The sequence below is a fragment of the Mesorhizobium sp. AR07 genome, assembly GCF_024746815.1.
GTDB lineage: Bacteria > Pseudomonadota > Alphaproteobacteria > Rhizobiales > Rhizobiaceae > Mesorhizobium.
Genome location: NZ_CP080525.1, coordinates 3,792,825 through 3,818,325 on the forward strand (window position 1 = coordinate 3,792,825; position 25,501 = coordinate 3,818,325).

Here is a 25,501-nt window from a genome sequence, read left to right on the forward strand (position 1 = left end):
CATGCAATCCCATGCGCGCCGAAAAACATCGAGCGCTGCCATCTCCGATGGCAGCGGCTCCCCGGATCGCTGGTTGGTTTTGGAGAAGTCGCCTGGGCGAGCGCCAGGCAGCAATGACCCCACCTCGCCAGATATCCGTCCGGACATGGCTGGCGATGCCCGCGCGCTGAACAGCGCCAGGACAGATCAGGGATCAAAACCTGGAGGATGCTGGCGGTTGCCGCCCGCGTTTCGCGATGCGGGCCAGAGCAATTCCAGGAAAAGCGCGTAGCGCTTTCCTTAGGGAATTGCGTCAAAATAGGGGGCCACCGCGACCACCGAACGCAAAAAGACCGGCCAGTGGCCGGTCTTTCGGTAACTCAAAGCTTCAGGAAAGCTGGTCTCAGCTTTCCTTGGGCGTCAACACCTGACGGCCGCGATACATGCCGGTCTTCAGGTCGATGTGGTGCGGGCGGCGCATTTCGCCGGAATTCTTGTCCTCGACATAGGTCGGGGCCTTGAGGGCGTCGGCCGAGCGGCGCATGCCGCGCTTGGACGGAGAGGTTTTTCGTTTCGGAACGGCCATGGATATGCTCCACTACATGGTCAAAAAGCCCCGCCCGCCCTCGTGAAAGGGCCGTTTCAGGGGCCGGAATCTGAGAAAGTCGGGTGCCTATACACGCCCTGCGCCGTTTTGGCCAGCACTGCGGCGAATTTTTTTGAGCTGGCTACTGCAGACAGCCGACATAGGCGCCGGAGCGGCCGGCCCGCCGCTCGATCAGATTGGCGAGCCGTCTGAGGCCAGGCCCGGGCTTCGCCGGATTGCGGGCGATCGGATTGGGCAAGGAGACGGCGAGCAGCGCGGCCTGCCGCCGCGACAATTGTTTTGCCGGAATGCCGAAATGGTGCTGCGCCGCGGCTTCGATGCCATAGATGCCCGGCCCCCACTCGGCGATGTTGAGATAGATCTCCATGATGCGCCGTTTCGACATCACCGCGTCGAAATAGACGGCCAGCGGCAGTTCGACGACCTTGCGCACCGAGCCCAGCGGCCGCGACCAGAGAAACAGGTTCTTCACCGTCTGCATGGTGATGGTCGAGGCGCCGCGCGTCGCTTCGCCGGCCAGCGCGTCGTCGACAACGCCCCTCAGCTCGCCGAGATCGACGCCGCGGTGAAAGCAGAATTGCCCATCCTCCGACATGATGACCGAATTCGCCAGCACCGGCGCCACGTCGTCGATCGACACCCAGCGGCGGTCGTAGCCGGAAAACGTCGCCAAATCCTTCAGCATCAGCGTCGAGACCGGGTGCACGAAGGACGGCAGATAGAGAAACGTCAGCACCGTTGGGATGAGCGCCAGCACCGCGGCCACGACGATGCCGCGCCGGACCCAGCGCCTGAGACCGCGGCGGTTCACGCCCCGCGATCTCTTCGCCATGTCCAGCTTTTCGGTCTCATGATCGACGATCGGTTCCGCCAAGCCGCCCAACCCGTGCATCTGCCTGCTCCGGCATAATGGCGCTTGGCTTCTTGCGCAACGTCTGAGTGTCGGCTACCGGTCCCGGCCATGACGAATGACGACGAAATGGCGTTCGAAATGGCGCTTATCAGACGGGCAGCCGCCGTCGAGGTGCTGCTGCGGCGGCTGCTCGACGACCGCGCGCTTTCGGGCGAGATCGCGCGGCCCGACCGTCTGATGGCGGCGATGCGCCACGGCGTGCTGAACGGCGGCAAGCGCCTGCGCCCCTTCCTGGTCATGGAAAGTGCCGCCCTCTTTTCCGCCGACGGCGAGGCGGCACTGCGTATAGCGGCCGCACTCGAATGCGTGCATTGCTATTCGCTGATCCACGATGACCTGCCCGCCATGGACGACGACGATCTGCGCCGTGGCCAGCCGACCGTGCACAAGGCTTTCGACGAGGCGACCGCCATCCTGGCCGGCGATGCCTTGCTGACGCTGGCCTTCGACATCATTGCCGGCGAGGCGACCGTGCTGCCGGCGGAGCGGCGGGCAGCCCTGGTGCTGGCGCTTGCCCGCGCGGCCGGACCCGGCGGCATGGTCGGCGGCCAGAAGCTCGACCTCGAAGCCGAACAGACCCCGCCGGACGAGGCCGGCATCATCCGGCTGCAGGCGATGAAGACCGGCGCGCTGATCCGCTTCGCCTGCGAGGCCGGCGCGCTGATCGCCGGCGCTCCCACCGAAGACCGTGAACGGCTGGCCGAATTCGGCTCTGCGATCGGCCTTGCCTTCCAGCTCGCCGACGACCTGCTCGATTTGACCGCCGATGCCAGCCAGATGGGCAAGGCCACCGGCAAGGACGCCGCCGCCGGCAAGGCGACGCTGGTGGCGCTGCACGGAGCGAATTGGGCACGCGGCCAGTTGAATGGGCTCGTCGAGCAGGCGCATGAATTGCTGGAACCTTATGGCGAGCAAGCGGCGCTGCTGAAGGAGGCGGCAACGTTCGTGGCAGCGCGCAACAGCTGAGTCAGGCCAACGAGGACGTCGGCCAGATCGGATTGCGAAATCAGTCTGCTTCGCGCCAGGAGCGGACGCTTGGCATCAAGGCCCTGAACGTCTCCATAGGGGCGGATGCGGATGGTCCGTTTTCGGGTGGGGCGTCACCCGCCGATGACGATCCACAGGTCTAGATCATTGCTCGATGATGAGCGCCGCCAAGCCGCAAGATCCCGGACCTGTCGCCCAAACGACGAAACCCCACGATCGGCTGTCTCGCCCCGTGGAGTTCGAGAACGCAGCTATGCTAGCCTACGTGTCCATCGAGCCGCCTGAAGCTCGGGCCTGAGGGGCAAGTCATGTTGGATCAATGGAGTAATTTCTTCGTCATGGTGGGCGGCGGCGCGGCAGGGCTTGCCGGGTTGATCTTCGTCGCGATCTCAATCAATCCTGAACGCATTGTCCGCAACACGACGCACAAGAACCGGGCAATCAACATGCTGTCGGGCTTCAGCGCGATTTTCATGGCATGCAGCCTTGCGCTTCTGGGAGGTCAATATCTTCCGGCACTCGGCTTCGAATGGCTTTTCCTCTGGCTCATAGCAACATTCATCTTTGTCAGAGGGTATGTCGTCGCCATCATGGCGGGCATGAGTTCCATCGGGCTGACCCCGCCCCGGCTCGCGGGCGGCACGGTGTGTTACCTTGCCGAAGTCACAGGCGCGATTTTCCTTATTCTCGGACGCGGCATAGGACTTTACATCGCGGCCCTTGGAACCATCGTTTTGTTCGCCTTCCTCATTTCGGGCGCATGGCTCCTTATCATCGGCATCTACGAAGAGCCGACCAAGGGATGAATTGCACGCCCGGCGCTTCTGCCCATCGACGTGTATAGGCCGGTGTCAAGGCCAAGCAGCGTTATCCCGGAACGCCTGTCGAGGCCTTCATCAATACCGACGACCGGACTTTCCTCGAGTAATTCGCGCGGCCGATGCTGGATTCGTTCACGCGGGCGCGCCGACGAAACGGTAGGCGCGCCAAGCCGCAAGATATCCCGGACCGTACCGATCGCCGATGTCGGCTCGGGAACGAGCCCTATCCACTTCTGGCCGACAGCGGACGATCCGGTTTCAACCAACTTCTGCGGTAAGCTGTCGTTCCGAAACCGACCCACAATGGGTCGTCGCATTTGTCAAAGCCGCGTCCCGCGCGAGAGCCGACCTCATCGTTGGCGAGTGGCCCAGTGTCAGATCTTCAAAAATCGAAAGGCGAAGCGATCGGTCTCGCCTTTGATCGAGGGATCGAAGACCTTGATCGAGTGCGCATCATCCTTGTTCGCGAGGATGATGCTTTCTGCGTCCAGTACGAAGCCGGCTGCCTCCACCTCCTCGCGGACGGAAGCAGGGTCGATCCGATGCAGCGACTGGGTGTCGCTCGTGCCCGACCCAGCGGCGGCGGCGTGGTCTACGATGACGTAGGACCCACCGGGCTTAAGCCGCTCGTGGACGGCTCGATTGAAGTCGGCCGCCGTCGCACCCTTCTTCTGGATCAGCGCGGTGTGGAGATCATGGTAGAACAGGTGCAGCCATAGGACATCCGCTGGCTGCGTGACCTGCGGCATCGCGACGAGGTCCGCCGAGACCGCTTCGACGTTCTCTCGGCCCGGCTCCTTCGCAAGCGTCCGCATGCGGCCGACCGGATCGTTCTTGAAGTCGGCGACTTCGGCCGGCACGAAGCTGTAGACCCGTCCTTTGGGTCCCGCGATGTCGGAGAAGAGACGGGTCCAGTCGCCGTCGCCCGGGTAAACGTCGATGACGGTGGAGCCCGCATCAACTCGTGCGAACCGGATCAATTCGGATAGCTTGGATTGGTCGTACATTGGAATCTCCTTTAGGTTGAGCATTCGACTAGCCTGCGGCGTGCGAGGGGGCGATCCACGGCTGATCCACCGTCTACCCCGAGCCGACGGCTGCAGAGGGCCGGCGCTATGCAGGCCCGGCCGCGCCCATCTGCGCGGCGCGCGCCAGTGCTTGTGTGTCGACGTATTCCCGGATGTTGGTCAGTCTGCCGTCCCGGACCGTGATGGCGAAGATCCAGTTGTCCTCGAACGTCTTGTTCGTGGCTTTGATCTTTCCCGTCGCAAAGCCGACGACGAGGACCCGGTCTCCTTGCGCCACGAACTCCCGGGGTTCCGTGGACGTTTCTATCGACTTGGATGCCGTCTCAAGCAAATCCGCCAGCCCGGCGTGTCCGTGGCGCGTTCCAGCCAGTGGCCAGTCTTTGCCCGGGATGATCCACTCGATGTCTTCGGCGGCCAGCGCCAGCAGGCCATCCCTGTCGCCGCTGCCGATCGCGGCGAAGAAGTCCTTCACGGTCTGGATGTTCTTCTCAATGCTCATGGGAATTTCTCCATTTCGCTTGGATCGCATCGTGCCCGATCCGATCCGTGCATCGTGGCCCTGCCGGTGGGCACGTCGTGTTCATCAATCGAACTTGACCAGGTCCTTAAAGATCAGATGACCCCAGCTATTTCCGCGCGCCTGGACCAGCAGCCCACCTTCCGACAGCCCGCCAAGTTTGATCGGCGAGAAACCGAGATTTTCCGCGAGCGCACCAATCTCCGCTGCGGCGGCGTCATCGTCGCTCGCCAGGAACACGACTCTTCTGCCACCATGCACGGCCGGGTCTTGGTCAAGGACGGCAGCGACCAGATGGTTGAAGCCCTTGACTAGTTTTGCACCAGAGAAAGCATGCGCGATGAACTTGGAAGAAGGCTGTCCCCCCAGTTTTTCAGGAGGCACGCCGTAGGCATTGGTCACATCGACGATGGTCTTTCCCTGCCAGCTGGCGAGCGCCTTCGCGACCTCTGGGTGCGACTCGAAACGGACAGCCAAAAAGATGATGTCCGCCTTGAGGGCGTCCGCCAATTTTTTGGGAATGATCGTGGGTCCGATCGCGGCCGCATCGGCTGCAAAGCTTTCCGGGTCGCGTGTGGTTGCAACGGATACTTTGATGCCGTTGCGGGCAAACGCCTTGGCCAATGCCTGGCCGATATTGCCGAATCCTATAATTGAATAGCTCATAATGCCTCTCCGATCTTGTTTTAACGCCGGGGTCAGACCTGCGCCATGCCTCCGTCGACGGCGAGATCCACGCCAGTGATGAAAGAACTTTCATCGGAGGCGAGGAACGTGACGGCAGCCGCGATTTCCTCTGGTTTGCCCCTGCGACCCATTGGGATCTGTGACGCAAACTGGGCGGCCGCTTGCTCGGCTTGCTCAGGGGTAAGGCCAGTCGTTGTCTCTAAGGCCGGCGTCTCGATTGCTCCGGGACTCATTGCATTGACGCGGATTTTGCGGTCTTTGAGCTCCAGTGTCCAAGCGCGCGCGAAGTTGCGTACAGCCGCCTTACTCGCGGCGTAGGTACTAAACCCTGGAAGCCCCAACACGTTCGACACTGAAGAGTTCAGGATGATCGAACCGCCGTCTTTGAACAGGGGAAGGGCCTTCTGCACCGTAAAGAACAGACCCTTCACGTTCACATCGAAGGTCTGATCAAAATGTGCCTCAGTGGCGACCGCGAGCGGTGCGATTGTCCCCGCGCCCGCGTTCGCGAAGAGAATGTCGATGTGACCATGTTTCTCCTTCACGACGGCATAGAGCCGGTCCAGATCTTCCAAGCGTGACACGTCGCCCACGACCGTCGTAATATTACTCTTGATGAAGGCTGCGGCCTCCTTCAGCTCTTTCTCTCGTCGCCCGGTGATGACGACGTGTGCACCTTCTTCTACAAAGCGCTTGGCCGTCGCCAAGCCAATCCCGCTGCTTCCGCCTGTGATGACTGCAACCTTGCCTTCGAGTTTTTTCATAATCTTTGTCTTTCTTTGCGCGCGGGCCAGACACGAACCGCGCTGGGGTCAAAGTTGCGCCAGGCCGCCGTCGACGGCGACCTCGCTGGCGGTCATGAAGCTGCTGTCCGACGACGCGAGAAAGGCAGCCACCGCTGCGATCTCCGCGGGATCGGCCATGCGCTGGAGCGGAGTCATCGCGCCGTAGGCCTTCTGGCCCTCCTCGCCCAGCGCTTCCTTCGCGAGTTCGGTCGCCGTCGCCCCGGGCGACAGAACGTTGACCCGGATGCCGGTGCCCTTCAGGTCCTCCGCCCAGGTCCGCGCGAGATTGCGCACGGCCGCCTTGCTCGCGCTGTAGGCAGTGAATCCCGGGGCGCCCGTGGTGCCGGCGCTCGATCCGGTCAGGATGATCGAACCGCCCGAGCCCATGAGTGGCAACGCCTTCTGGACCGTGAAAATCGTACCCTTCACATTGGTGTCGAAGGTTTCGTCAATGTGCTCGGCGGTGATCTGGCCGAGCGGAAGCGGGCCTCCGGCCCCGGCATTGGCGAAGACGATGTCGAGGCTACCGCGCTCGGCCTTCACCGCAGCGTAGAGCCGGTCGAGGTCGGCCTCATCCGAGACCGAGCCTTTCACCGCGCGTGCATTGGGCCCGAGGTCCGCCACAGCGGCGTCGAGCGCTTCCTGTCGGCGGCCGAAGATGAAGACGAAGGCGCCCTCCTCGACGAATCGCTTTGCTGCGGCGCGGCCAATGCCGGTGGCGCCGCCGGTGATGACGGCGGTCTTTCCATTCAGTCTGGTCATGACGTGCATTCCTTCCAGCCTTCCGCCTTGCTCATTCGGGGACGCCCCCGAGACCCTCAAGATGGGTCCGCCGAGGTCAGGCGTTGAGTGAGGAAGCACGCACATCGGTGGTGCGAAATCGATCCGATCCGGCTGTTAACGGCAGCCGCGACGATAAGGTTCCGCCGTTTGGAATTGAGCGCCGCTGGTGGACAAGTGTTATCATGGCCGCCCTGTACTGTTGTAGGATAAGTTAGGGCTTTGGAAGGCGCACCGCGCGGTGCGAGATTGCACCATGATCGACTGGGATGACGTTCGCTACTTTCTTGCCGTCGCGCGCGGAGGCTCGGTGCGGGCCGCCGCCAAGAGCCTCGGTGTGAACCACGCGACCGTGCTGCGGCGCATCGCCCAGCTCGAGGAACGCCTCGGGGCGCACATGTTCGAAAAGCTGCCTTCGGGCTACCGCCTGACGGCTGCGGGCGAGGAGGTCCTCGAGCTCGCGGAGCAGATGGAAGCGTCGTCGCACCAGCTGGAAACGCGCGTCTTGGGGCGCGACCAGAGTGTGCGCGGGCTTCTGCGCGTGACGCTGGCACCGACCCTCGCGACACACCTGCTCATGCCGGACTTCGCCGATTTCGCGCGTCTGCATCCGGACATCGAGATAGAAATCCTGTCGTCCGGCGAGCTGGCAAATCTGACCAACCGAGACGCCGACGTGGCGATCCGCGTCGTCTACGACCGCAAAACCCTACCGCTCAATCTTCACGGCCTGAAGGGACCGGAGCTGTTCGGAGGCGTCTACATGTCCCGGGATCGACTAGCCGCATGGCGTGCGGGCGCGCCTGATCCCATCCGGTGGATCGTCATAAGCATTCATGGAATTCCGGAATGGGCCAGTGAGGGTGAGGTTCGCACCGCCGAAGTTCCGTTCAGGGTCACGGACGGCGAGGCGCAGATCGTCGCGGTGCGGCAGGGGCTCGGGATGACGACGCTGCCATGCTTCATTGGCGATGCCGACCCCCTGCTGGCGAGGGTGCCAGGCACCGACCTGCACATGTACGGCACGGTATGGCTTCTCACACAGGGCGAGACACGCAAGACGAAGCGCGTGCGGCTCTTCACCGAGTTCGTATCCCGCAGGCTCGCCGCCTACGCGCCGCTTCTCGCGGGACTGTCCGTATCGCGCGAGGCGACGATGCAGCCGTCGCCGGCCAGATGACCGAATGGCGGCTTTTAGGAGTAACGAAACTTTGGCACGAATGACCGAATGGAGGCGCAAAGCTGCCATTCAAGATTCAACCAACGAAGGTCGGCTTCGGATCAAACCCATCACCCATCGGTTGGCTCCGCCTCCCACACACGAAATTTTAATGTAAATGAAGCGTAATCCCGGTCATTAAAATGATGCGTATGTGTTGGGGTTGCGCATGCCGGAATATTCGTCCTTCATCCGGTCCGTCCGGATCCGCTATATTTCAGGGTTGCTGATCTTCGCGCTGGCCTCCGCGGCAATCGTGATTGCGCTCGATCGGGTCAATTCCTTTCGCCACCAGATCGATGCGCTGAACAGCAACCTTGTCGTCTTCACCCGCGACCTGCGCAACGCGACCAGCTTTGCCGAGACGACCGGTACCGCCTGGCGGGCGGAGACCCGCGAAGCGCTGACCACATCGGCACGCGGCCATTCGGAGCGGCTGACCGGCGAGATCGAGACGCTGACCGCGCAGCTTGCCGCGATCAAGCCGCGTCTTTCGGTGAACACCATCAACGAGATCGAATCGGCTTCCGTCAACGGCGACCTGTTCTGGTCGCCGCGCGACATGGTGCGCAACTTCAACCTGATGTCGGTGGCGCAGAAGGTCGATGAATGGAGCTATCGCGAGATCCGCAACCAGAACGACCTGTTTGCCCAGCCCATGCTGGTCCGCGTCCGCACCGCCATGGACGAAGAGCGCCATCTGGCCGATGCTTCGAGTGACAGGCTGCTGCTGTGGGCGAGCGGCATCCTGTTCGCCGCCCTTGCCATCGTCGCCTTCTGGATCTTCCGCCCGATGGAAGTGGCTATCCGCCGCGCCTTTGCCGAATCCGCCGAATCCCTGTTCAAGGCCGAGGCCGCCGACCGCGCCAAGTCGGAATTCCTGGCCAATATGAGCCACGAGATCCGCACGCCGATGAACGGCGTGCTCGGCATGGCCGAGTTGCTGGCCAAGACCGACCTGACCCCGCGCCAGAAGACGTTCACCGACGTCATCGTGAAATCCGGCAACGCGCTGCTCACCATCATCAACGACATCCTCGATTTCTCGAAGATCAATGCCGGCCAGCTCACCCTCGACCCTGCTCCCTTCCGTCTCTCCGAGGCGGTCGAGGACGTGGCGACGCTGGTCTCGGCGCGCGTCGCCGAAAAGAACCTCGAACTGATCGTGCGTGTCGACCCGCGCCTGCCGGCCCATGTCATCGGCGACGCCGGGCGGTTCCGGCAGATCGTCACCAATCTGCTCGGCAACGCGGTCAAGTTCACCGAAAAGGGTCACGTGCTGATCGATGTCGGTGGCGAGATCGTCAATGACGTGGTCCAGCTCAAGGTTCGCGTCGAGGATACCGGCATCGGCATCCCGGCCGAAAAGCTGCAGAACGTGTTCGAGAAATTCGCCCAGGTCGACGGCTCGTCGACACGCCGCCACGAAGGCACCGGCCTAGGCCTCGCCATCGCCGCCCGCCTCGTCGACCTGATGGCAGGCAAGATCGGCGTCGAGAGCGAGATCGGCCGCGGCTCGGTGTTCTGGTTCGCCGTGCCGCTGCCCGCGCATCACGCCGCGGCGCGCGACGAGATCATTCCGGTCGACGTCACCGGCGCGCGCGTGCTGGTCATCGACGACAACCCGGTCAACCGCGAGATCCTGCTCGAGCAGCTCAGAAGCTGGAGCTTCGACTGTGCCGCCGCCGAAAGCGGCGCCGTGGGCCTGGCCTTCCTCGACCGCGCCTGCCAGCTGGGAGCCGCTGTCGACTGCATCATCCTCGACTACCAGATGCCGGGCATGAACGGCGCCGACGTCGCCAGGGCCATCGCTTCCGACAGCCGGCTGTCCGCCATTCCGGTGGTGTTGCTGACCTCGGTCGACCAGGTCGATTTCGGCAAGATGATCATCGACTTCGGCATCGCCGCGCACCTGACCAAGCCGGCGCGCTCGGCGGTCCTGCTCGGCACCGTCATCTCGGTCGTCCAGAAGGCCCGCTCGCAGATGGGCAAGGCGCGGTTCGTCCGCGAACCGATCGTGCCGGCCGCCCCGCCAGCGCCGCCCGCTTTCACCGTCATCCGCGGCCCGTCGATGCCGGCCTCGGCAGTGCCGGAATCGACGGCCACGCCGAACGGCCCGATCGATATCCTCATTGCCGAGGACAACGACGTCAACCAGCTGGTGTTCGGCCAGATCCTCAATGGCCTCGGCCTCAGCTACCGCATCGCCGGCAACGGCCGCACGGCGGTCGAGATGTACCGGGCGCTGCGCCCGAAGCTGATCCTGATGGACGTCTCGATGCCGGAGATGAACGGCTACGAAGCGACCCGCGCCATAAGGGCCATGGAGGTCTCGTCGGGCACGCACATCCCGATCATCGGCGTCACCGCGCACGCGCTGAAGGGCGATCGCGACAAGTGCATCGAGGCCGGCATGGACGACTATCTGCCCAAGCCGGTTTCGCCCGACCGCCTCGGCACCAAGATCGGCACCTGGCTCAGCGAGACGGTGGTGGCGAAGACGGCGTAAGCCTGGCTGCTGGTCTGGCGTATCAGCGCAGCCGGCCGATCGGGATGATTTCCGGAGAGGTGGCGACATAAGGCTCGCCATCCCAGTCGCCGAGCCATTGCTCCGCCAGCAGGCCGGCCTCATCCAGCATCCCGGCGAGATCCTCCTTCTCCGGGAAAGCTATTTTCGATTCGGCGCCCAGAACCGATCTGCCGCCTGGAATTTCATAGAAAGTCGAACAGGTGACGACGCCAGTGGCGGCATCGTGTTCGACATCATTCCAGGCCTTGACTGTGCCGAGACTGGGATGCGCCACCATCCGTTCGGAGCGCTGCGGCGTCCACTCCAGCCACGTCTCCACAGCGGGATTTCGCGTGTCGAAGATGAAGCGCCCAGAGGGAGCGAGATGTTCAGCGATGGTGCGCAACACCGCCCGCTGATCCTCTTCCGTCAGGAAAACCTGGAACGCGTGCCCGGTCAGCAGCACCAGATCGAAGCGTCGTTCGAGACGAACGGTTCGCGCATCGGCCTCCACCCAGTCGACCTTGCGCCCGCCGGTCCTGCGCCGCGCGACGTCGAGCATCGCCGATGCTGGGTCAACGCCGGTGACACTATGCCGGTCGGACAGTTCGGCAGCCAGTTGCCCGGTGCCACAGCCGAGATCGAGAACCGAACCGCCATGTCTGGCAAGACTTGTGCAGTAGTCAAAATCGGTACGGCTCTGGTTCTCGATATCGTAGAACTGGACGAAGTCGGGATTATTGTAGATGGGATCGGTCATACTGCTGCCTTCAATCGAAATGCTCGCGTGTGCGACAGGCGCATTCCATACCTTCGCTGATGGCATCTACCTTGCTCGGCATACCCCGCGATGCGTCAGACGGCTACGTCCAGATGATAGCGGCGCATCCAGTCAAGGCTCGTCTCGTCGGAGAGCTTTGCAACGCCGGGTCTTACGTCATCGGCGTTCGGCGCTTGAACTCCCAGGGCTTCGCAGATGGACACCAATGTCGCCGCCGGATTGCTTGAAAGCCGCTCATAGCCAACGCGCAGCGGAATTATGCCTTGTTCTGCGAACCAGATGTTCCAGGCCGCATCATAGGTCTCGAGGTCGGCGACCTCTCGTTTGATCCGCTGGAAATCATACCGAGGTTCCTTTGGAGATCCCACCCTTTCGATCTCGGTTCCATCAGGGGCGATGTGCCAGAGACCGGTTTGCTCCGCCTTGATCAGGGAGACGGCCTGCGCAAGCTTGTTCTCCCGCGAGAGATGTATGTAGAGAACATGGCCGAATGCTTTCTCAAGACGCGCTCTGTCCGAGGGAAGTTTTGGGAAAATCCGGTCGAGGATCGCCGAGAGCTCACCCAGGTTTTCTCGCATCAGACGAAGGCCGAAGATGCCTGTCCCACCCTTGCCGGCGGTGATCGCCGCATTGAGATAGGCGGCATTGAATTCGAGTTCGCTCATCATGCCGCGGTCGGGCAGATTCCACTCTTCGGCCCACTCCGACACGTCCTGCCGCCGATAGAATGAGTGAGGGTCGCCGGCTGTCTTCGTGGACGCCAGAAGCTTGCACAGCAGAGTGCTTCCGGTTCTCGGCGTGCCGCAGAGAATGTATCCGTCAAACATGTAACGCCATGCTGCTCGTCGGTGGTCGGGCGTGTGCCCCTGGCAAATGATGGCCGCCGCTATAGCCGAAATCTTTGCTGTATGCGACGGGCGCATTCGAGCGGCGTAAGAACGCTGGTGTCGATTTCCAAGTCGTAGTCCATGCCCTGGTGCACGCGGCCATATTGCCCGCGCGCCAGGCCCGGCAGCCTGTCCGCCCGCTGGGCTTCGCGTGCCTCCAGCACCTCCAGCGGCGCCATCACGCCGACCAGATGCAGATCGAAAGCCGACAGCAGTTCGAGATAGTCTGATATTTCGCCGTTGCAGAGCACGTCGTCGACGATGAGATTGTTGCCTTGCCCGGCCATGGCGGCGATGGCGTGCCGCATGCCGCGCAGGGTTCGTGCGCCCACCGGCCCGGTCCTGATCACGACCGAAGGCTTGCCGTCCCGCCGGATGGTTTCATAGAAAAACCCATCCGTATGGTCCTGCAAGGCGTCGGGCAGCATCTCGATGAAAGTGTCCATCTGGACATGCAGGAAGGACGCGGCGGTAATCTGCTGCAGCGCCCTGGCGATCGAGCTTTTGCCGGCACTGCCGACGCCGTTGAGCAGAACGATGCTGGCTTTCACTTCAAGCGCCTCTTTCAGACAAGAACATCGGCCGCGTGTCTCGCTACCGGTTGCGCACCACCACGCACGCCCCGCCGACGCTTTGCAATTTCTGGCAGATGACATTGGCGGCGGCGCGGTCGTCGACACCGATCCTGACCGCGTAGATGCCGCGCCGGCCGATTGGCGTGCGCACCCGGCTGACCACCGGATCATGGCCGCTGAGCAGCGCCGGAAACCGGCTCCTCACCCGCAGCCACTGGCTGATCGCGGCACTGCGGCGGAAATTGCCGGCCACCTGGATGCCCCATGGTTTTATGTTGGTCGAGGCCATCGCCACGGTCTGCGACATGATCACCGGCAGCCTGCGGCAAGCAACGGCAAAATCTGCCTTTGCGTCGAGCGGCTCGACCTTTCCGGCATAGGCCCGGTCGGTGAACTTGTCGACCGGCTCGCCCATGATGTCGAAAACATAGCTCTCGGTCTCCATCGGCAGGAACCCGCCGGAACCCAGCCAGCGCGACACCCGGCTTTCGCCGGCATTGTAGGCGGCGGCCGCCAAACCGAGATTGCCGTAGCTGGTTTTCATTTCGGCGAGATATTGCGCCGAGGCCGTGATCGCCTGGCTGATGTCGAAGGAATTGGCGAGCCCACGCATCTTGGCGGTGCCCGGCATGAACTGGGCGATGCCTTCGGCGCCAACCGGACTGACAGCGTTGGGATCGAAGCGGCTTTCCTTCCAGATCAGCCGGGCGAAGAAATCCCTGGGCAGGCCGTTCTGGTCGGCATGGGCCTGGATCAAATTGCAGACCTTGTAGATGAGCCTCTGCTTGGCGGATTGCGGCGGATCGGCCTGAACTGATGTCGACAACCCCAGCCCGCCCAGCAAGATCAGCGCCGCCCAGAAGAAACGCGGCATTTTGGTCTACTCTGCCGCGGCTTTGCCGCGGCCAAACCGTTGCTCGATATAGTCGGCGACCATTTTCTCGAAATCCGCCGCGATCGACGGCCCGCGCAGCGTCGCCGCCTTCTTGCCGTCGACGAAGACAGGCGCCGTCGGCGTCTCGCCGGTGCCGGGCAGTGAAATGCCTATATCGGCGTGCTTGGACTCGCCCGGGCCGTTGACGATGCAGCCCATCACCGCGACCTTGAGGTTCTCGACGCCGGGATATTTTTCGCGCCACACCGGCATGTTTTTCCGCAGATCCGCCTGGATGTTCTGGGCCAGTTCCTGGAACACGGTGGACGTGGTGCGGCCGCAGCCGGGGCAAGCGGCGACGATCGGCACGAACTGCCTGAACCCCATGGTCTGCAGCAGTTCCTGCGACACCTGCACCTCACGCGTGCGGTCGCCATTCGGCTCCGGCGTCAGCGAGATGCGGATGGTGTCGCCAATGCCTTGCTGGAGCAGGATGCCCATCGCGGCGGACGACGCGACGATGCCTTTCGAGCCCATGCCGGCCTCGGTCAAGCCGAGATGCAGCGCATGGTTGGAGCGGGTGGCGAGTTCGGTATAGACGGCGATCAGATCCTGCACGCCGCTGACCTTGGCCGACAGGATGATCTTCTCGCGGCCAAGGCCGATTTCTTCCGCCATTTCGGCCGACAGGATCGCCGACTGCACGATCGCCTCGCGCGTCACTTCCTGCGCCGTAAGCGGAAAGCCCTGGCGCTGGTTGTCGTCCATCAGCCGGGTCAAAAGCTCCTGGTCGAGCGAGCCCCAGTTGACGCCGATGCGAACCGGCTTGTCGTATTTGATCGCCATCTCGACGATCGCCGCGAACTGCCGGTCCTTCTTGTCCTTGAAGCCGACATTGCCCGGATTGATGCGGTATTTGGCCAGCGCCTCGGCGCAGGCCGGATGATCGGCCAAAAGCTTGTGGCCGATATAGTGGAAATCGCCGACCAGCGGCACGTTGACGCCGAGCCGCTGTAGCCGCTCATGAATGCGTGGCACGGCAGCGGCACTCTCGTCGCGATCGACGGTGATGCGCACGATCTCGGAGCCGGCGCGGTGCAGCGCCGCAACTTGCGCAACCGTCTGGTCGATGTCGGCCGTATCGGTGTTGGTCATCGACTGCACGACGACGGGCGCGCCGCCTCCGACGACCACGCCGCCGACATCGACGCCGACCGAGGTGCGGCGGGGGAAGGGAGAGGAAAAATATCCGGTCATGCCGGCAGCCCTTTTGTCTCGGGAGCGCCATTACGTCCACATGGACGCACAAAGCGCGCTCCGGGCGATGCGCTGAAGTCCGGGCATGAGGTGGAGGAGCAAAGATGGCTTGTCAATGGCGACAGGTCGCCACTGACCGCAATTGGCCCGCCGCCGGGACCAGAAACGATCCATGATCCGCCGACGGCCGAAGCGGAAATTGACCCGAATGGAAATCCAGGCTTGGCTGACAGCTCGGCTGGAAGTCAAAACCCACCATCCCGGCGGCGGGTGCCGCCGGAAAAAGAGGCCGAGAAGCGTAAGCTTCTATGTCAGGAGAGCATCAATGCGTGGTCGGTTGCGCTCTCAGTTTTTCAATCTCGTCCTTGAGTGCCAGCTTGCGTCGCTTGAGATTCACGATTTCGAGGCCGTCGACCGACGGATGGTTCATCGCGTCATCGATCTCGCGCTCGATGTCGCCGTGTTTCCGCTGCAACTCATCAAGATGGGATGCAAGAGACATGATTGGTTCTCCCTTTCATGGTTTCCTCGATTGCAGCCGTCACGGCGCGTCCACCGCAGGTTCGCTCTGTGACGGCACAATGACACTGTGCCACCATCCGGCGACGATGTCGAATGCTGCGTGGTAGCATTCCACGACAATGTGAAATGTGATATGGGCTGCGCGCCGGTGATAAAAGACCCCGGCCCCGCCCAATCAGGCCCAGTTTTGGGCGCCGCAGACGTGCAGACGGTAGAGAATGTCCGATCAGGAACAGGCCGATATTCGCCTTGAATTTTCCCGGCTGAAGCAGGAACACGCCGATTTCGATGCGGCGATCAATGCGATGATCGCCACGAATTGCGACCCGCTGCAGATCCAGCGCATGAAAAAGAAGAAGCTGTTCCTCAAGGACCGGCTGATGGCGCTGGAAGACAAGATCATTCCCGACATCATTGCCTGATCGCGCATGGCGCTGACGGCGTAATCTCTCCCGCTTTGCCGGGCAGGTTGCCATCACGCGACCGTGAACGACCGGACCGGCACCCACCGGGAATAAACCGGCGCCATCCCTGGTCTCCTCTGCATACGCCACTCCGGGCGTAGAGGAGACCGACATGACCCATCACCACGATGACGATAATGGGCGCGACGGCATCAGCCGCCGCCACGCGCTGGAATGCATGATCTGGGCCGGCACCGGCGTGCTGTGGACGATTTCAGGCGGCATACCGGTGTCGCTCAACCTGCTTGGCGCCGCAAAGGCGGCCGAGGCCATGGCGAGCGGCTTCACCTTCCTGCAGATATCCGACAGCCATATCGGCTTCGACAAGGCGGCCAACCCGCATGCCATCGACACGCTGAAGGAGGCGATGGGCAAGATCCAGGCGCTGCCGCAAAAGCCCGCCTTCATGATCCACACCGGCGACATCACCCATCTTTCCAAGGCGGCACAATTCGACAATGCGGCTCAGATCATCGGCGGTGCCGGTTTCGACGTGCACTACGTGCCGGGCGAGCACGACCTGATCGACGACGGCAATGGCAAGGCCTATCTCGACCGCTATGGCAAGGGCACCAAGGGCGCCGGCTGGTATTCGTTCGACCAGAACGGCGTGCATTTCGTGGCACTGGTCAATGTCGTCAACCTAAAGGCCGGCGGGCTCGGCAATCTCGGAGGTGAGCAGCTGGCATGGCTGGCCGACGATCTGAAGGCGGTCAGCGCCTCGACGCCGATCGTCGTCTTCGCCCATATTCCGCTATGGGCCATCTATCCCGAATGGGGCTGGGGCACCGACGACGCGGCACAGGCGCTCGGCCTGCTCAAGGGCTTTGGCTCGGTCACCGTGCTCAACGGCCACATCCACCAGATCATGCAGAAGGTGGAAGGCAACGTCACCTTCCACACCGCGCGCTCGACCGCCTTCCCGCAGCCGGCCCCCGGTACTGCTCAGTCGCCCGGGCCCATGACTGTGCCGGCAGGCCAGTTGCGCGGCCTGCTGGGCACCAGCAGCGTCTCCGTGAAGCAAGGCGGGCAGGACCTTGCCATCATCGACTCGACATTGGCCTGAGAGGACATCCCGTGATCCGTTTTCCGACCCGACCCTTTGTCGGTCCTGTTGCCGCGCTCGGTTTTGCCGGCCTTGCCCTCCTGGCGCCCGCGCCGCTGCGGGCAGCCGATGCGCCGATGGTCAAAATCGAGAATTTCGCCTTCACGCCGCCAGTGCTGACGGTCAAGCCCGGCACCACCGTGACCTTCAGAAACGACGACGACATCCCGCATCTGGTCGTCGCCAACGATTCCTCCTTCCGCTCCAAGGCGCTTGACACCGGTGACACATATGAATTCACCTTCACCAAAGCAGGCGACTTTGCCTATTTCTGCGGGCTTCACCCGCACATGCAGGGCAAGATCACCGTCGCTCCTTGACGGGGCGTGGCAGGACCTGCCCGGAGTGCTGGAACATGCTGCGGTGTTGAGCGAAAAGGCCCAGGCCGAGCGCTTCAGCGAGGTGGTGCTGCCCCATCTCGGCGACGCGCTTGCGCTCGCCCGCTGGCTGACCGGCAACGCCGCCGATGCCGAGGATGTCGTGCAGGATGCCTGCCTGAAGGCGCATGCCGGCATCGCCGGCTATGCCGGCGGCAATGCCCGCGCCTGGCTGCTGACCATCGTGCGCAACACCGCCTACACCTGGATGTCGCGCAACCGGCCGCGCGCCGTGCTCGCCGTCGGCGACCTCGGCGATCTCGACGAGATGGCGGCGGCGCATGGCACCAGCCTGCCAGCCGAAGACGGCCCGGAGGCAAGCCTGATCGCCAAGACCGATACGGCGGCGCTGGAGGCGGCGATATCAGCGCTGCCGCAGCCGTTTCGCGAGACGCTGGTGCTGCGCGACATCAATGGGCTCAGCTACCGCGAGATAGCGGCCATGCTCGGCGTACCGATGGGCACGGTGATGTCGCGGCTGGCGCGGGCGCGGAACCTGCTTATGTCTGAACTTGGGAGTGCGCCATGAGCGACGACGGACTGCCCAATGACGCGGAAGGGATCAAGCTGATGATCCACGCTTTGATCGACGGCGAACTCGACGCGGCAGCGGCGCTGGCACTGGAGCGGCGCATCGCCGCCGACCCGCGGCTGGCCGCCGAACACGCGCGCATCCTCGCCTTGCAGGGCGCGGTCAGCCGCTTGCCGCGCCCCGATGTCAGCGACGCCTTTCGGGCGCGCATCGCGGCGCTCGGCATGACAGGTACGTCACAACAGGCGCAAGACGAGGCGCCGCAGCCGGGCACGCCGTCGGCGCAGCCGGGATTGAGTGCACCGATCGGGGGAGGCCAGAGGCGTAACGCCGGGACACGCCTATCGCAGCGGGTCCTGCCAAGGGCACGCCGCTTCGGCTCGTTCGACTGGCGTGCTCTTGCCGCGTCGATCGTGGTCAGCGCGGTGCTGGCCAGCGGGGCGACGCAATGGGTGATGGTCAACAGCGCATCCGACAGCTTTGCCGCGGCGGTCGCCAGCGGCCATCGCCGCAGCCTGCTTGCGGCGAGCCCGATCGACATCGTCTCGTCCGACCGCCACACGGTCAAGCCATGGCTCGATGCCCGGATCGGCGTGTCGCCGCCGGCGCCGGACCTGGCGCAGGACGGCTACGCGCTGATCGGCGGCCGGGTCGAGGTGATCGCCGACCGGCCGGTGCCGGCGTTGGTCTACCGCCACCGCGAGCACCTGATCACGCTGGTCGCCGAGCCGCGGCAGGGCGGTGGCACTGTCGCGCCCGAAGATCTCTCGTCGGGCGGCTTCTCGCTGGTGCACTGGAGCGACGGCGCCTTCTCCTACTGGGCGATCTCCGACATGGAGCGGCCCGAACTCGACGACTTTGTCGCCCGCTTCCGCAAGGCGGCGGTGTAATGCGTGTCGACCAAAAGTGGCCCCGGTTTTGGGGGAACGACATGCATAAAAAGCGCGTCGCCTGAATCCGTGCAAACGCGAAGCGCTTTAGGCTGATTTCCGCCTTGTCAGACGACGGCGATTCGATGCCCCCGAGGACTTGGGTTCGGGCTGTCGCCTTTGGGCAAGAGCCATCTTGTCGGCAAGAAGCGGCGCGCGCGGGCAAGCAAGCCCCAGGCGGACACCAATTCCATCCGCGTTATCCATCTGTCGCAGAAAAAGCAGAAGAAGGACTGCTGATGATCTACAGTCGTTTAAATCAAACGGCAGTAGGAGGGAATGACGGACATGCCTGCATTAGGACGAGCGAATGCAACGGGATAGACTTTGGCCTGTCGCGATCGTCTGTTTCTCCGGTGTTCTCTGCGTCCCTGGCGTCGCATTGGCTGATGACCCCATGCTGTTGCTCGACAGCAATGGGCTTGTGATCAGGGCACATCTTCAGGCAGGCCTGAATGTCGTGGCTGAACACAATCTGTTCTGGAACTATGCCGACACGTTCGCACCATCCGCCGGTTTCAATGCGAACACGACCTGGCTCGAAGGCTAAGTCAAACCCGGCCTGAGTTTCTCCAAGGAGCTCACCTCGGTCGTGTCGGCATACGGCATGATCTCGCTGGTGGCGTCAGGCACGGTTGGCATCGACGCCTATGACACCGGCAATACTGGTCGCATAACCCTCGAGGAGGGTTATCTCGGCCTGCGCTCCACCAACCAGGAAGGACCTACATTCGACATTTCGGTCGGACCGCGCGAATTCAAGGCGGGCACCGGCATGCTGCTCGCCAATGGCGGTTCCAGCGGCTTCGATCGCGGCGCGCTCAAGCTCGGACCACGCAAGGCTTGGGAACAGGCCGCGATCGGGCGGTTTGGCGTCGACGGCTTTACTGGTACTGCCTTCTATCTTGACGCCAATGAGCTGTCCGACACCGACAGCAACACCAGGATCGCCGGCACCGACCTTCGCTATGACGCGGGGCCGGAGAACTTTGCCGGCGCAACATTCGGCCACGTGCTGGACTCCGACGCCCCCTATCCAAAAGCCGCGCCTAACGGCATCGGTGCGCCGAGCATCCTGCCCGGCGGGCGCAACGGCCTGAATTTCGTCAACCTCTATGGCGTCAGCCCTTCGCAAGGGAGCTTCGAGAACTTCTTTGTTGGCGGCGATTTCGCCTATGAATGGAATAACCGCATCGACATGGCGGCGTGGGCCGGTCGAGCCCAGGTCGGCTACACCTTCGCCGAATATTCATGGGCGCCGACCATCTCTTATTCGTACCAGACTTTTTCAGGTGACAATCCATCGACCTCGAAGCTCGAACGCTTCGATCCGCTCTTCTACGAGGGCAGCCCGAGTTCCTGGTCGACCGGATCGAAATCGTCGATGCTCTTCATCAACACCAACGTCAACGCCCACCAGATCAGCCTGCGCGTGACGCCGACAGACCGTGACACCTTCACCCTTCGCTACGCCTATATCAACGCCAACGAGCTGCGCAGTCCGCTCCAGTTCGGCCAAGCGACGCGTGTCGACTCTTCGGAAGGCGTGCCGAACGCGATCACCGGCGCCACGGCCAGGCATCTCGCGGACGACATCTTCCTCGAATACAACCGTGTCTTGACCCCCAATATCTATCTTACCGCCGGCTTCAGTGTTTCCTTTCCCGGGCCCGGAGCGGCCTCGCTCGTCAACGGCAATCTGCCAGTCTGGACAGGAGGTTTCGTCAATGTCGTCGCCAATTATGGATGCCAGGAGGAAATCCCGTTTTGCCGCCGCACTGTTCTTCACCGCGGCGCTTGGCGCGGCGGTCGTGCCGACGATTTCTCATGCCAAGGAGACAACCTCCATTTCAGCCGAAGCGTCCGATCCCGGCAAACTCGGATGGATGGTCGGTTCGCCTCCGCCCGATGACAAGATCATCCGTTTTTCCGACCCCGACTATTTCAGCTTCCCCAAGCTGCGCTGGACCGCCTGCCACTTCCGCCAGCTGATGCCGACGGTCGGTGTCAGCCGCGGCATCGGTGCGCCTGTGCCCCTCGAACGCAGGATCGACCCGACGATCGACACGATCGAATTCACCCCGTTGGGCGGCGACAAGCCGATGAGTTGGGAGGAGTCGCTGGCGGCCAACTACACCGACGGCATCGTCGTGCTGCATGACGGCATCGTGGTCTATGAACGCTACTCTGGCTGCCTGAACGAGACCGGCCAGCACGGGGCGATGTCGGTGACGAAGTCCCTCACCGGGCTTCTGGGCGAGATGCTGGTGGCCGAGGGCAAACTGGATCCGGGCGCCAAGGTCGGCACCGTCGTGCCGGAGCTTGCCGGGAGCGCCTTCGGCGACGCGACCGTTCGGCAGGTTCTGGATATGACAACCGGTCTTCACTACAGCGAGGACTATGCCGATCCCGATGCCGATGTCTGGGTCTATTCGGCGGCGGGCAATCCGCTGCCGAAGCCGGCAGACTATACCGGTCCGCGCAGCTATTTCGAATACCTCCAGACCGTGCGCAAGGAAGGCGAGCACGGCAGCGCCTTCGGCTACAAGACCATCAACACCGATGCGCTGGGCTGGATCATTGCCCGCGTCACCGGCAAATCCGTCGCCGACCTGTTGTCGGAGCGGATCTGGAGCAAGATGGGCGCCGAACAGGACGGCTACTATACTGTCGATTCCATCGGCACGCCCTTCGCCGGCGGCGGCCTCAATGCCGGCCTGACATGGCGCGGATCGGGCAATTGCTCCTCGACGACGGCGTGATCGACGGCCGGCGTCTCGTGCCGGAAGCGGCGATTGCCGACATCCGCGCCGGCGGCGACAAGGCCGCCTTCGCAAAGGCGGGATATTCCCTGCTGAAAGGCTGGAGCTACCGTGGAATGTGGTGGATCTCCAACAACGACCATGGCGCGTTCATGGCCCGCGGCGTCCACGGACAAGCCATCTATGTCGATCCGAAGGCTCGCATGGTCATCGCGCGCTTTGCCTCCAACCCGGTCGCCGGCAATGCCGCGAACGATCCGACATCGCTGCCCGCCTACGAAGCTCTCGCCAGACATCTCATAAAATAACTGCCGGCCGCGACATCGGCCGCGCGGCACGCTCATATCCTGCAACTGGGCCACGGCCCAGCGGCAACCGAAACAACAACTCCCCCCGCATCCTTGCCGTGGCAGCCAAATTCCGCTAAGGCGCGCCTTTGTCGCCGGGGAGCAGGAACTTGGACGATCAACGCGCCGACGTCGCCGTCATCATGGGCAGCCAGTCCGACTGGGCAACCATGCGCCACGCCGCCGAAACGCTGGAGGCACTGGGCATCCCGCACAAGCGCCTGATCGTCTCGGCGCATCGCACACCCGACCGGCTCTATGATTTCGCCAAGGGCGCCAAGGCTGCCGGCTACAAGGTGATCATCGCCGGCGCCGGCGGTGCCGCGCACCTGCCCGGCATGACGGCGGCGCTGACGCCGCTGCCGGTGTTCGGCGTGCCGGTGGAATCGAAGGCGCTCTCCGGGCAGGATTCGCTGCTGTCCATCGTGCAGATGCCGGCCGGCATCCCCGTCGGAACGCTGGCCATCGGCAAGGCTGGCGCCGCCAATGCAGCCCTTCTGGCTGCCGCCGTGCTGGCGCTCTACGACGACAAGCTTGCCGCGCGGCTGGATGCCTGGCGCGCCGCGCAGACCGCCAAGGTGGCGACCGAACCCACGGATACACCGTGAGCCTGCCCGCCGGATCGACCATTGGCATCATTGGCGGCGGCCAGCTCGGCCGCATGCTGGCGATGGCCGCGGCCCGCCTCGGCTACCGCACGGTCGTGCTGGAGCCGCAAGCGGATTGCCCGGCGGCACAGGTCGCCAACCGACAGATAACAGCCGCCTATGACGACCCGGCCGCTCTTGTCGAGCTGGCAGCGTCGAGTTCCGTCGTCACCTACGAGTTCGAGAACGTGCCGGTCGCGGCGGCAACCGCGCTTGCCGCCAAGGTTCCGGTCCATCCGCCGGCGCGTGCGCTTGACGTGGCGCAGGACCGGGTGGGCGAAAAAACATTCCTCAATGGCATCGGCATTGCCACAGCGGATTTCCGCCCGGTCGACAATGACGACCAGCTGACGGCGGCGCTGAAGGCATTCGGCGGCAGCGGCATATTGAAGACGCGGCGCATGGGCTATGACGGCAAGGGCCAGCGCGTCTTCCGCAACATGGAAGCGGGCGGCTTTGCCGGCGCCTGCGAAGCGATGGGCAATGTACCGCTGATCCTGGAAAGCTTCGTGCCGTTCGAGCGCGAGATTTCTGTGATCGCGGCACGAGGGCTGGACGGCACTGTTGCCGCCTACGATCCGGCCGAGAATGTCCACCGCAACGGCATTCTGCACACATCGACCTTGCCGGCCGCCATTATGCCCGAAACGGCGGAAGCGGCGCGGGCAGCCGCATCGAAGATACTTGCGGCGCTCGACTATGTCGGCGTCATCGGCGTCGAGTTCTTCGTGCTGGCCGATGGCTCCCTGCTGGCCAACGAGATCGCGCCGCGCGTCCACAATTCCGGCCATTGGACGGAAGCCGCCTGCATCGTTTCGCAGTTCGAACAGCACATCCGCGCCGTCGCCGGCCTGCCGCTGGGAGACCCTAATCGTCACTCCAACTGCGTGATGGAGAACCTGATCGGCGACGATGTGCTGCGCGTTCCAGCCTTGCTCGCCGAGCCCGATCTGATGCTGCATCTCTACGGCAAGGCCGAGGCCCGCCTAGGCCGCAAGATGGGCCACTTTACCCGGGTCAACCGTCGCGCCTGAGTGCGGAACGCGGTCTACTGGACGTCGCCCTCGTCGCCCGGACTGGCGCAGCTCGCATCGCCTTCCTGGCAATTGGCCGCCGCCGCGAGTTGCCTGATGCGATCATTGGTCAGCCTGGTCAGGCATTGCGAAACCTCCATCGCGTGGATCGAGCCGCCGCTGCTGGCTGCGGTGGAGTGGGTGCATTCGGCGTCGCGGAAGGCGATCCAGGCGCGTTGCGCCGCCTGCAGCAATCTCTTGTCATCGGCATCATCGGAGTTGATGAGGTCCTGATAGGCCGTGTTGAGCCTGTCGTCGGCGGCCTGGTAATCCTCGCCGGCGCAGATGTTCATCATCTGCTGGCTGTCGTCGTTGCGGTCGCACTCCTGCGCGCGGGCAGCCGAGGCTCCCGCCAGCAAGACAAGGCAGGCGGACAGGAAAATTAGGCGCATGGTCATCCCCAAATCAGTTCGCAAAGACCTTATCATCCCAGCCGGCCAAAGGCCGCGCAATGCCGCCAGGCCGACATGGCGGATATTTGATGATATGGAGAGGTGGAGCACGCTTGCGGTTGACAGGGACGAGGCTCCTCGTTTATGAGCCACCCACAGTTCAAAGGCGCGTCTTCTGGCGCGCCTTAAAATTTCGACCCGGACCGGGTCCACACCGACAGGCAAGACCATGAAGATCAAGAATTCGCTCAAGGCGCTCAAGGCGCGTCACCGCGACAACCAGTTGGTTCGCCGCAAGGGCCGCGTCTACATCATCAACAAGACCGCCCCGCGCTACAAGGCACGCCAGGGCTGAGTTTCGGCCGGAGGCGTGTTGCCTCCGCCCAATTGATGCTTGTCGCCGGCCTGCCGGCCCCTTCACGCCAAATTCAGTTTGACGTTCCGCAGACCGGGACTAGAGTCCCGCGATGCGGATTCTCTTTGCATTTTTGACAAGTCTGCTTCTTTCCGGCACGATTTCCTTGCCGGCTCGGGGGGATGACGCTGTCGCGCCACCCGCCGCTGCGGATACACCGCCGGTGGCAACGACGAAGCAGGCCCGTCTCGACCAGCTGTTCAGCGACCTGAAGCGCGAGCGCAACGAAAAGGCCGCCGAACGCATAGCCGGCAACATCTGGAACGAGTGGCTCCAGTCCGGCAGCGCCTCGATCGACCTGATGATGCTGTGGTCGCAAAGGGCTATCGAAGGCCAGAAATTCGCCGTCGCGCTCGACTTCCTCGACCAGGTCGTGACCTTGCAGCCGACCTATGCCGAAGGCTGGAACCGGCGCGCCACCGTGCATTTCATGATGAAGAACTACGGCAAGTCGATGTCCGACATCGACCACACGCTGCAGCTCGAGCCGCGCCATTTCGGCGCGCTGTCCGGCCTGGCGCAGATCATGGCCCTAACCGGCCACAAGCAATCGGCGCTCGAAGCCTGGCAGAAGGTGCTGGCCATCTATCCGATGATGCGCAGCGCCCAGGACCAGGTCGCCACGATTTCCGAAGAGCTCGCCGGCGAGGGCATTTGATGTCTTTAAGGGAGTAGGGGAATAGGGGGGTAGGGCAGTAGGGGGCAGTGTAAACTGCCCTGTGGAATAGAT

The 25,501-nt window shown here is 63.3% G+C and carries 29 protein-coding genes and 1 pseudogene; 16 read left to right on the plus strand and 14 right to left on the minus strand.

Going from position 1 to position 25,501, the window contains the following annotated elements:
• Positions 1 to 382: 382 nt before the first annotated feature.
• Together rpmF and BPNPMPFG_RS19365 are read right to left on the minus strand one after the other, a co-directional pair.
• Positions 383 to 565: a 50S ribosomal protein L32 gene (rpmF, locus tag BPNPMPFG_RS19360; RefSeq protein ID WP_008834724.1), complete on the minus strand. Its 183-nt coding sequence runs from the start codon at positions 563 to 565 to the stop codon at positions 383 to 385.
• 142 nt (positions 566 to 707) lie between these two features.
• Complete coding sequence (locus tag BPNPMPFG_RS19365) at positions 708 to 1,469, minus strand: biosynthetic peptidoglycan transglycosylase (RefSeq protein WP_258596813.1); 762 nt, start codon at positions 1,467 to 1,469, stop codon at positions 708 to 710.
• Positions 1,470 to 1,547: 78 nt separating this feature from the next.
• Between BPNPMPFG_RS19365 and BPNPMPFG_RS19370 the strand changes: the two genes are divergently transcribed.
• Together BPNPMPFG_RS19370 and BPNPMPFG_RS19375 are read left to right on the plus strand one after the other, a co-directional pair.
• Positions 1,548 to 2,465 carry a polyprenyl synthetase family protein gene (locus tag BPNPMPFG_RS19370; RefSeq protein ID WP_258590302.1) on the plus strand — a complete coding sequence of 306 codons (918 nt, stop codon included), beginning with the start codon at positions 1,548 to 1,550 and terminating at the stop codon, positions 2,463 to 2,465.
• Between the two features lie 329 nt (positions 2,466 to 2,794).
• Positions 2,795 to 3,292, plus strand: a complete 498-nt coding sequence (locus tag BPNPMPFG_RS19375; protein WP_258590303.1) for a hypothetical protein — start codon at positions 2,795 to 2,797, stop codon at positions 3,290 to 3,292.
• Positions 3,293 to 3,681: 389 nt separating this feature from the next.
• On the opposite strand, the gene BPNPMPFG_RS19380 is transcribed toward BPNPMPFG_RS19375, so the two are convergent.
• From BPNPMPFG_RS19380 to BPNPMPFG_RS19400, 5 genes are all read right to left on the minus strand, one after another.
• Positions 3,682 to 4,314, minus strand: a complete 633-nt coding sequence (locus BPNPMPFG_RS19380; RefSeq protein WP_258590304.1) for a class I SAM-dependent methyltransferase — start codon at positions 4,312 to 4,314, stop codon at positions 3,682 to 3,684.
• 106 nt (positions 4,315 to 4,420) lie between these two features.
• On the minus strand, positions 4,421 to 4,834 hold the full coding sequence (locus BPNPMPFG_RS19385; RefSeq protein ID WP_258590305.1) for a nuclear transport factor 2 family protein: 414 nt from the start codon (positions 4,832 to 4,834) through the stop codon (positions 4,421 to 4,423).
• A gap of 84 nt (positions 4,835 to 4,918) precedes the next feature.
• Positions 4,919 to 5,518 (minus strand): NADPH-dependent F420 reductase, encoded by a 600-nt coding sequence (locus BPNPMPFG_RS19390; protein WP_258590306.1) that lies wholly within the window; start codon positions 5,516 to 5,518, stop codon positions 4,919 to 4,921.
• Between the two features lie 32 nt (positions 5,519 to 5,550).
• Positions 5,551 to 6,303 carry an SDR family NAD(P)-dependent oxidoreductase gene (locus BPNPMPFG_RS19395; protein ID WP_258590307.1) on the minus strand — a complete coding sequence of 251 codons (753 nt, stop codon included), beginning with the start codon at positions 6,301 to 6,303 and terminating at the stop codon, positions 5,551 to 5,553.
• Positions 6,304 to 6,351: 48 nt separating this feature from the next.
• Positions 6,352 to 7,086 (minus strand): SDR family NAD(P)-dependent oxidoreductase, encoded by a 735-nt coding sequence (locus tag BPNPMPFG_RS19400; protein ID WP_258596814.1) that lies wholly within the window; start codon positions 7,084 to 7,086, stop codon positions 6,352 to 6,354.
• Between the two features lie 274 nt (positions 7,087 to 7,360).
• Between BPNPMPFG_RS19400 and BPNPMPFG_RS19405 the strand changes: the two genes are divergently transcribed.
• Positions 7,361 to 8,284 carry a LysR family transcriptional regulator gene (locus tag BPNPMPFG_RS19405; RefSeq protein WP_258590308.1) on the plus strand — a complete coding sequence of 308 codons (924 nt, stop codon included), beginning with the start codon at positions 7,361 to 7,363 and terminating at the stop codon, positions 8,282 to 8,284.
• Positions 8,285 to 8,492: 208 nt separating this feature from the next.
• Positions 8,493 to 10,832 carry a response regulator gene (locus BPNPMPFG_RS19410; protein ID WP_258590309.1) on the plus strand — a complete coding sequence of 780 codons (2,340 nt, stop codon included), beginning with the start codon at positions 8,493 to 8,495 and terminating at the stop codon, positions 10,830 to 10,832.
• A gap of 22 nt (positions 10,833 to 10,854) precedes the next feature.
• On the opposite strand, the gene BPNPMPFG_RS19415 is transcribed toward BPNPMPFG_RS19410, so the two are convergent.
• The 6 genes from BPNPMPFG_RS19415 to BPNPMPFG_RS19440 all read right to left on the minus strand — a co-directional run bounded on the left by BPNPMPFG_RS19415 (position 10,855) and on the right by BPNPMPFG_RS19440 (position 15,708).
• Positions 10,855 to 11,592 (minus strand): class I SAM-dependent methyltransferase, encoded by a 738-nt coding sequence (locus BPNPMPFG_RS19415; RefSeq protein WP_258590310.1) that lies wholly within the window; start codon positions 11,590 to 11,592, stop codon positions 10,855 to 10,857.
• A 95-nt stretch (positions 11,593 to 11,687) separates the two neighbouring features.
• Complete coding sequence (locus tag BPNPMPFG_RS19420) at positions 11,688 to 12,440, minus strand: Stf0 family sulfotransferase (protein WP_258590311.1); 753 nt, start codon at positions 12,438 to 12,440, stop codon at positions 11,688 to 11,690.
• Between the two features lie 59 nt (positions 12,441 to 12,499).
• On the minus strand, positions 12,500 to 13,051 hold the full coding sequence (locus BPNPMPFG_RS19425; protein ID WP_258590312.1) for a phosphotransferase-like protein: 552 nt from the start codon (positions 13,049 to 13,051) through the stop codon (positions 12,500 to 12,502).
• 43 nt (positions 13,052 to 13,094) lie between these two features.
• A complete protein-coding gene (locus BPNPMPFG_RS19430; RefSeq protein ID WP_258590313.1) occupies positions 13,095 to 13,949 on the minus strand; it encodes a lytic transglycosylase domain-containing protein in 855 nt (284 codons plus the stop codon).
• Between the two features lie 6 nt (positions 13,950 to 13,955).
• Positions 13,956 to 15,206 carry a flavodoxin-dependent (E)-4-hydroxy-3-methylbut-2-enyl-diphosphate synthase gene (gene ispG, locus BPNPMPFG_RS19435; protein ID WP_258590314.1) on the minus strand — a complete coding sequence of 417 codons (1,251 nt, stop codon included), beginning with the start codon at positions 15,204 to 15,206 and terminating at the stop codon, positions 13,956 to 13,958.
• A gap of 322 nt (positions 15,207 to 15,528) precedes the next feature.
• Positions 15,529 to 15,708 (minus strand): YdcH family protein, encoded by a 180-nt coding sequence (locus tag BPNPMPFG_RS19440; RefSeq protein ID WP_258590315.1) that lies wholly within the window; start codon positions 15,706 to 15,708, stop codon positions 15,529 to 15,531.
• Positions 15,709 to 15,946: 238 nt separating this feature from the next.
• Between BPNPMPFG_RS19440 and BPNPMPFG_RS19445 the strand changes: the two genes are divergently transcribed.
• The 10 genes and pseudogenes from BPNPMPFG_RS19445 (at position 15,947) to BPNPMPFG_RS19490 (ending at position 23,925) form a co-directional block, all read left to right on the plus strand.
• A complete protein-coding gene (locus tag BPNPMPFG_RS19445) occupies positions 15,947 to 16,150 on the plus strand; it encodes a YdcH family protein (RefSeq protein WP_095089397.1) in 204 nt (67 codons plus the stop codon).
• 154 nt (positions 16,151 to 16,304) lie between these two features.
• Positions 16,305 to 17,258, plus strand: a complete 954-nt coding sequence (locus BPNPMPFG_RS19450; protein ID WP_258590316.1) for a metallophosphoesterase family protein — start codon at positions 16,305 to 16,307, stop codon at positions 17,256 to 17,258.
• An 11-nt stretch (positions 17,259 to 17,269) separates the two neighbouring features.
• Positions 17,270 to 17,617, plus strand: a complete 348-nt coding sequence (locus BPNPMPFG_RS19455; protein ID WP_413776784.1) for a cupredoxin domain-containing protein — start codon at positions 17,270 to 17,272, stop codon at positions 17,615 to 17,617.
• Positions 17,618 to 17,663: 46 nt separating this feature from the next.
• Complete coding sequence (locus tag BPNPMPFG_RS19460) at positions 17,664 to 18,203, plus strand: sigma-70 family RNA polymerase sigma factor (RefSeq protein WP_258596817.1); 540 nt, start codon at positions 17,664 to 17,666, stop codon at positions 18,201 to 18,203.
• Positions 18,200 to 19,096, plus strand: a complete 897-nt coding sequence (locus BPNPMPFG_RS19465) for an anti-sigma factor family protein (protein WP_258590317.1) — start codon at positions 18,200 to 18,202, stop codon at positions 19,094 to 19,096. Before BPNPMPFG_RS19460 ends, BPNPMPFG_RS19465 begins: the two co-directional genes overlap by 4 nt.
• Positions 19,097 to 19,517: 421 nt before the next feature.
• Positions 19,518 to 19,685: a hypothetical protein gene (locus tag BPNPMPFG_RS19470; protein ID WP_258590318.1), complete on the plus strand. Its 168-nt coding sequence runs from the start codon at positions 19,518 to 19,520 to the stop codon at positions 19,683 to 19,685.
• 42 nt (positions 19,686 to 19,727) lie between these two features.
• Positions 19,728 to 21,047, plus strand: a complete 1,320-nt coding sequence (locus BPNPMPFG_RS19475) for an alginate export family protein (protein ID WP_258590319.1) — start codon at positions 19,728 to 19,730, stop codon at positions 21,045 to 21,047.
• Positions 21,022 to 22,205: pseudogene (locus BPNPMPFG_RS19480) on the plus strand (serine hydrolase domain-containing protein). Before BPNPMPFG_RS19475 ends, BPNPMPFG_RS19480 begins: the two are co-directional and overlap by 26 nt.
• A gap of 149 nt (positions 22,206 to 22,354) precedes the next feature.
• Positions 22,355 to 22,852 carry a 5-(carboxyamino)imidazole ribonucleotide mutase gene (gene purE / locus BPNPMPFG_RS19485; RefSeq protein ID WP_258590320.1) on the plus strand — a complete coding sequence of 166 codons (498 nt, stop codon included), beginning with the start codon at positions 22,355 to 22,357 and terminating at the stop codon, positions 22,850 to 22,852.
• Positions 22,849 to 23,925 carry a 5-(carboxyamino)imidazole ribonucleotide synthase gene (locus BPNPMPFG_RS19490; RefSeq protein ID WP_258590321.1) on the plus strand — a complete coding sequence of 359 codons (1,077 nt, stop codon included), beginning with the start codon at positions 22,849 to 22,851 and terminating at the stop codon, positions 23,923 to 23,925. Before purE ends, BPNPMPFG_RS19490 begins: the two co-directional genes overlap by 4 nt.
• Before the next feature lie 14 nt (positions 23,926 to 23,939).
• Here the strand turns inward: BPNPMPFG_RS19490 and BPNPMPFG_RS19495 are convergent, their stop codons facing one another.
• On the minus strand, positions 23,940 to 24,356 hold the full coding sequence (locus BPNPMPFG_RS19495; RefSeq protein WP_258590322.1) for a lysozyme inhibitor LprI family protein: 417 nt from the start codon (positions 24,354 to 24,356) through the stop codon (positions 23,940 to 23,942).
• 229 nt (positions 24,357 to 24,585) lie between these two features.
• Here BPNPMPFG_RS19495 and ykgO point away from each other — a divergent pair, with 229 nt between their 5' ends.
• Both ykgO and BPNPMPFG_RS19505 read left to right on the plus strand, forming a co-directional pair.
• Positions 24,586 to 24,711, plus strand: a complete 126-nt coding sequence (ykgO, locus tag BPNPMPFG_RS19500) for a type B 50S ribosomal protein L36 (protein WP_006327841.1) — start codon at positions 24,586 to 24,588, stop codon at positions 24,709 to 24,711.
• Positions 24,712 to 24,823: 112 nt separating this feature from the next.
• On the plus strand, positions 24,824 to 25,429 hold the full coding sequence (locus BPNPMPFG_RS19505) for a tetratricopeptide repeat protein (protein ID WP_258590323.1): 606 nt from the start codon (positions 24,824 to 24,826) through the stop codon (positions 25,427 to 25,429).
• Positions 25,430 to 25,501 lie beyond the last annotated feature (72 nt).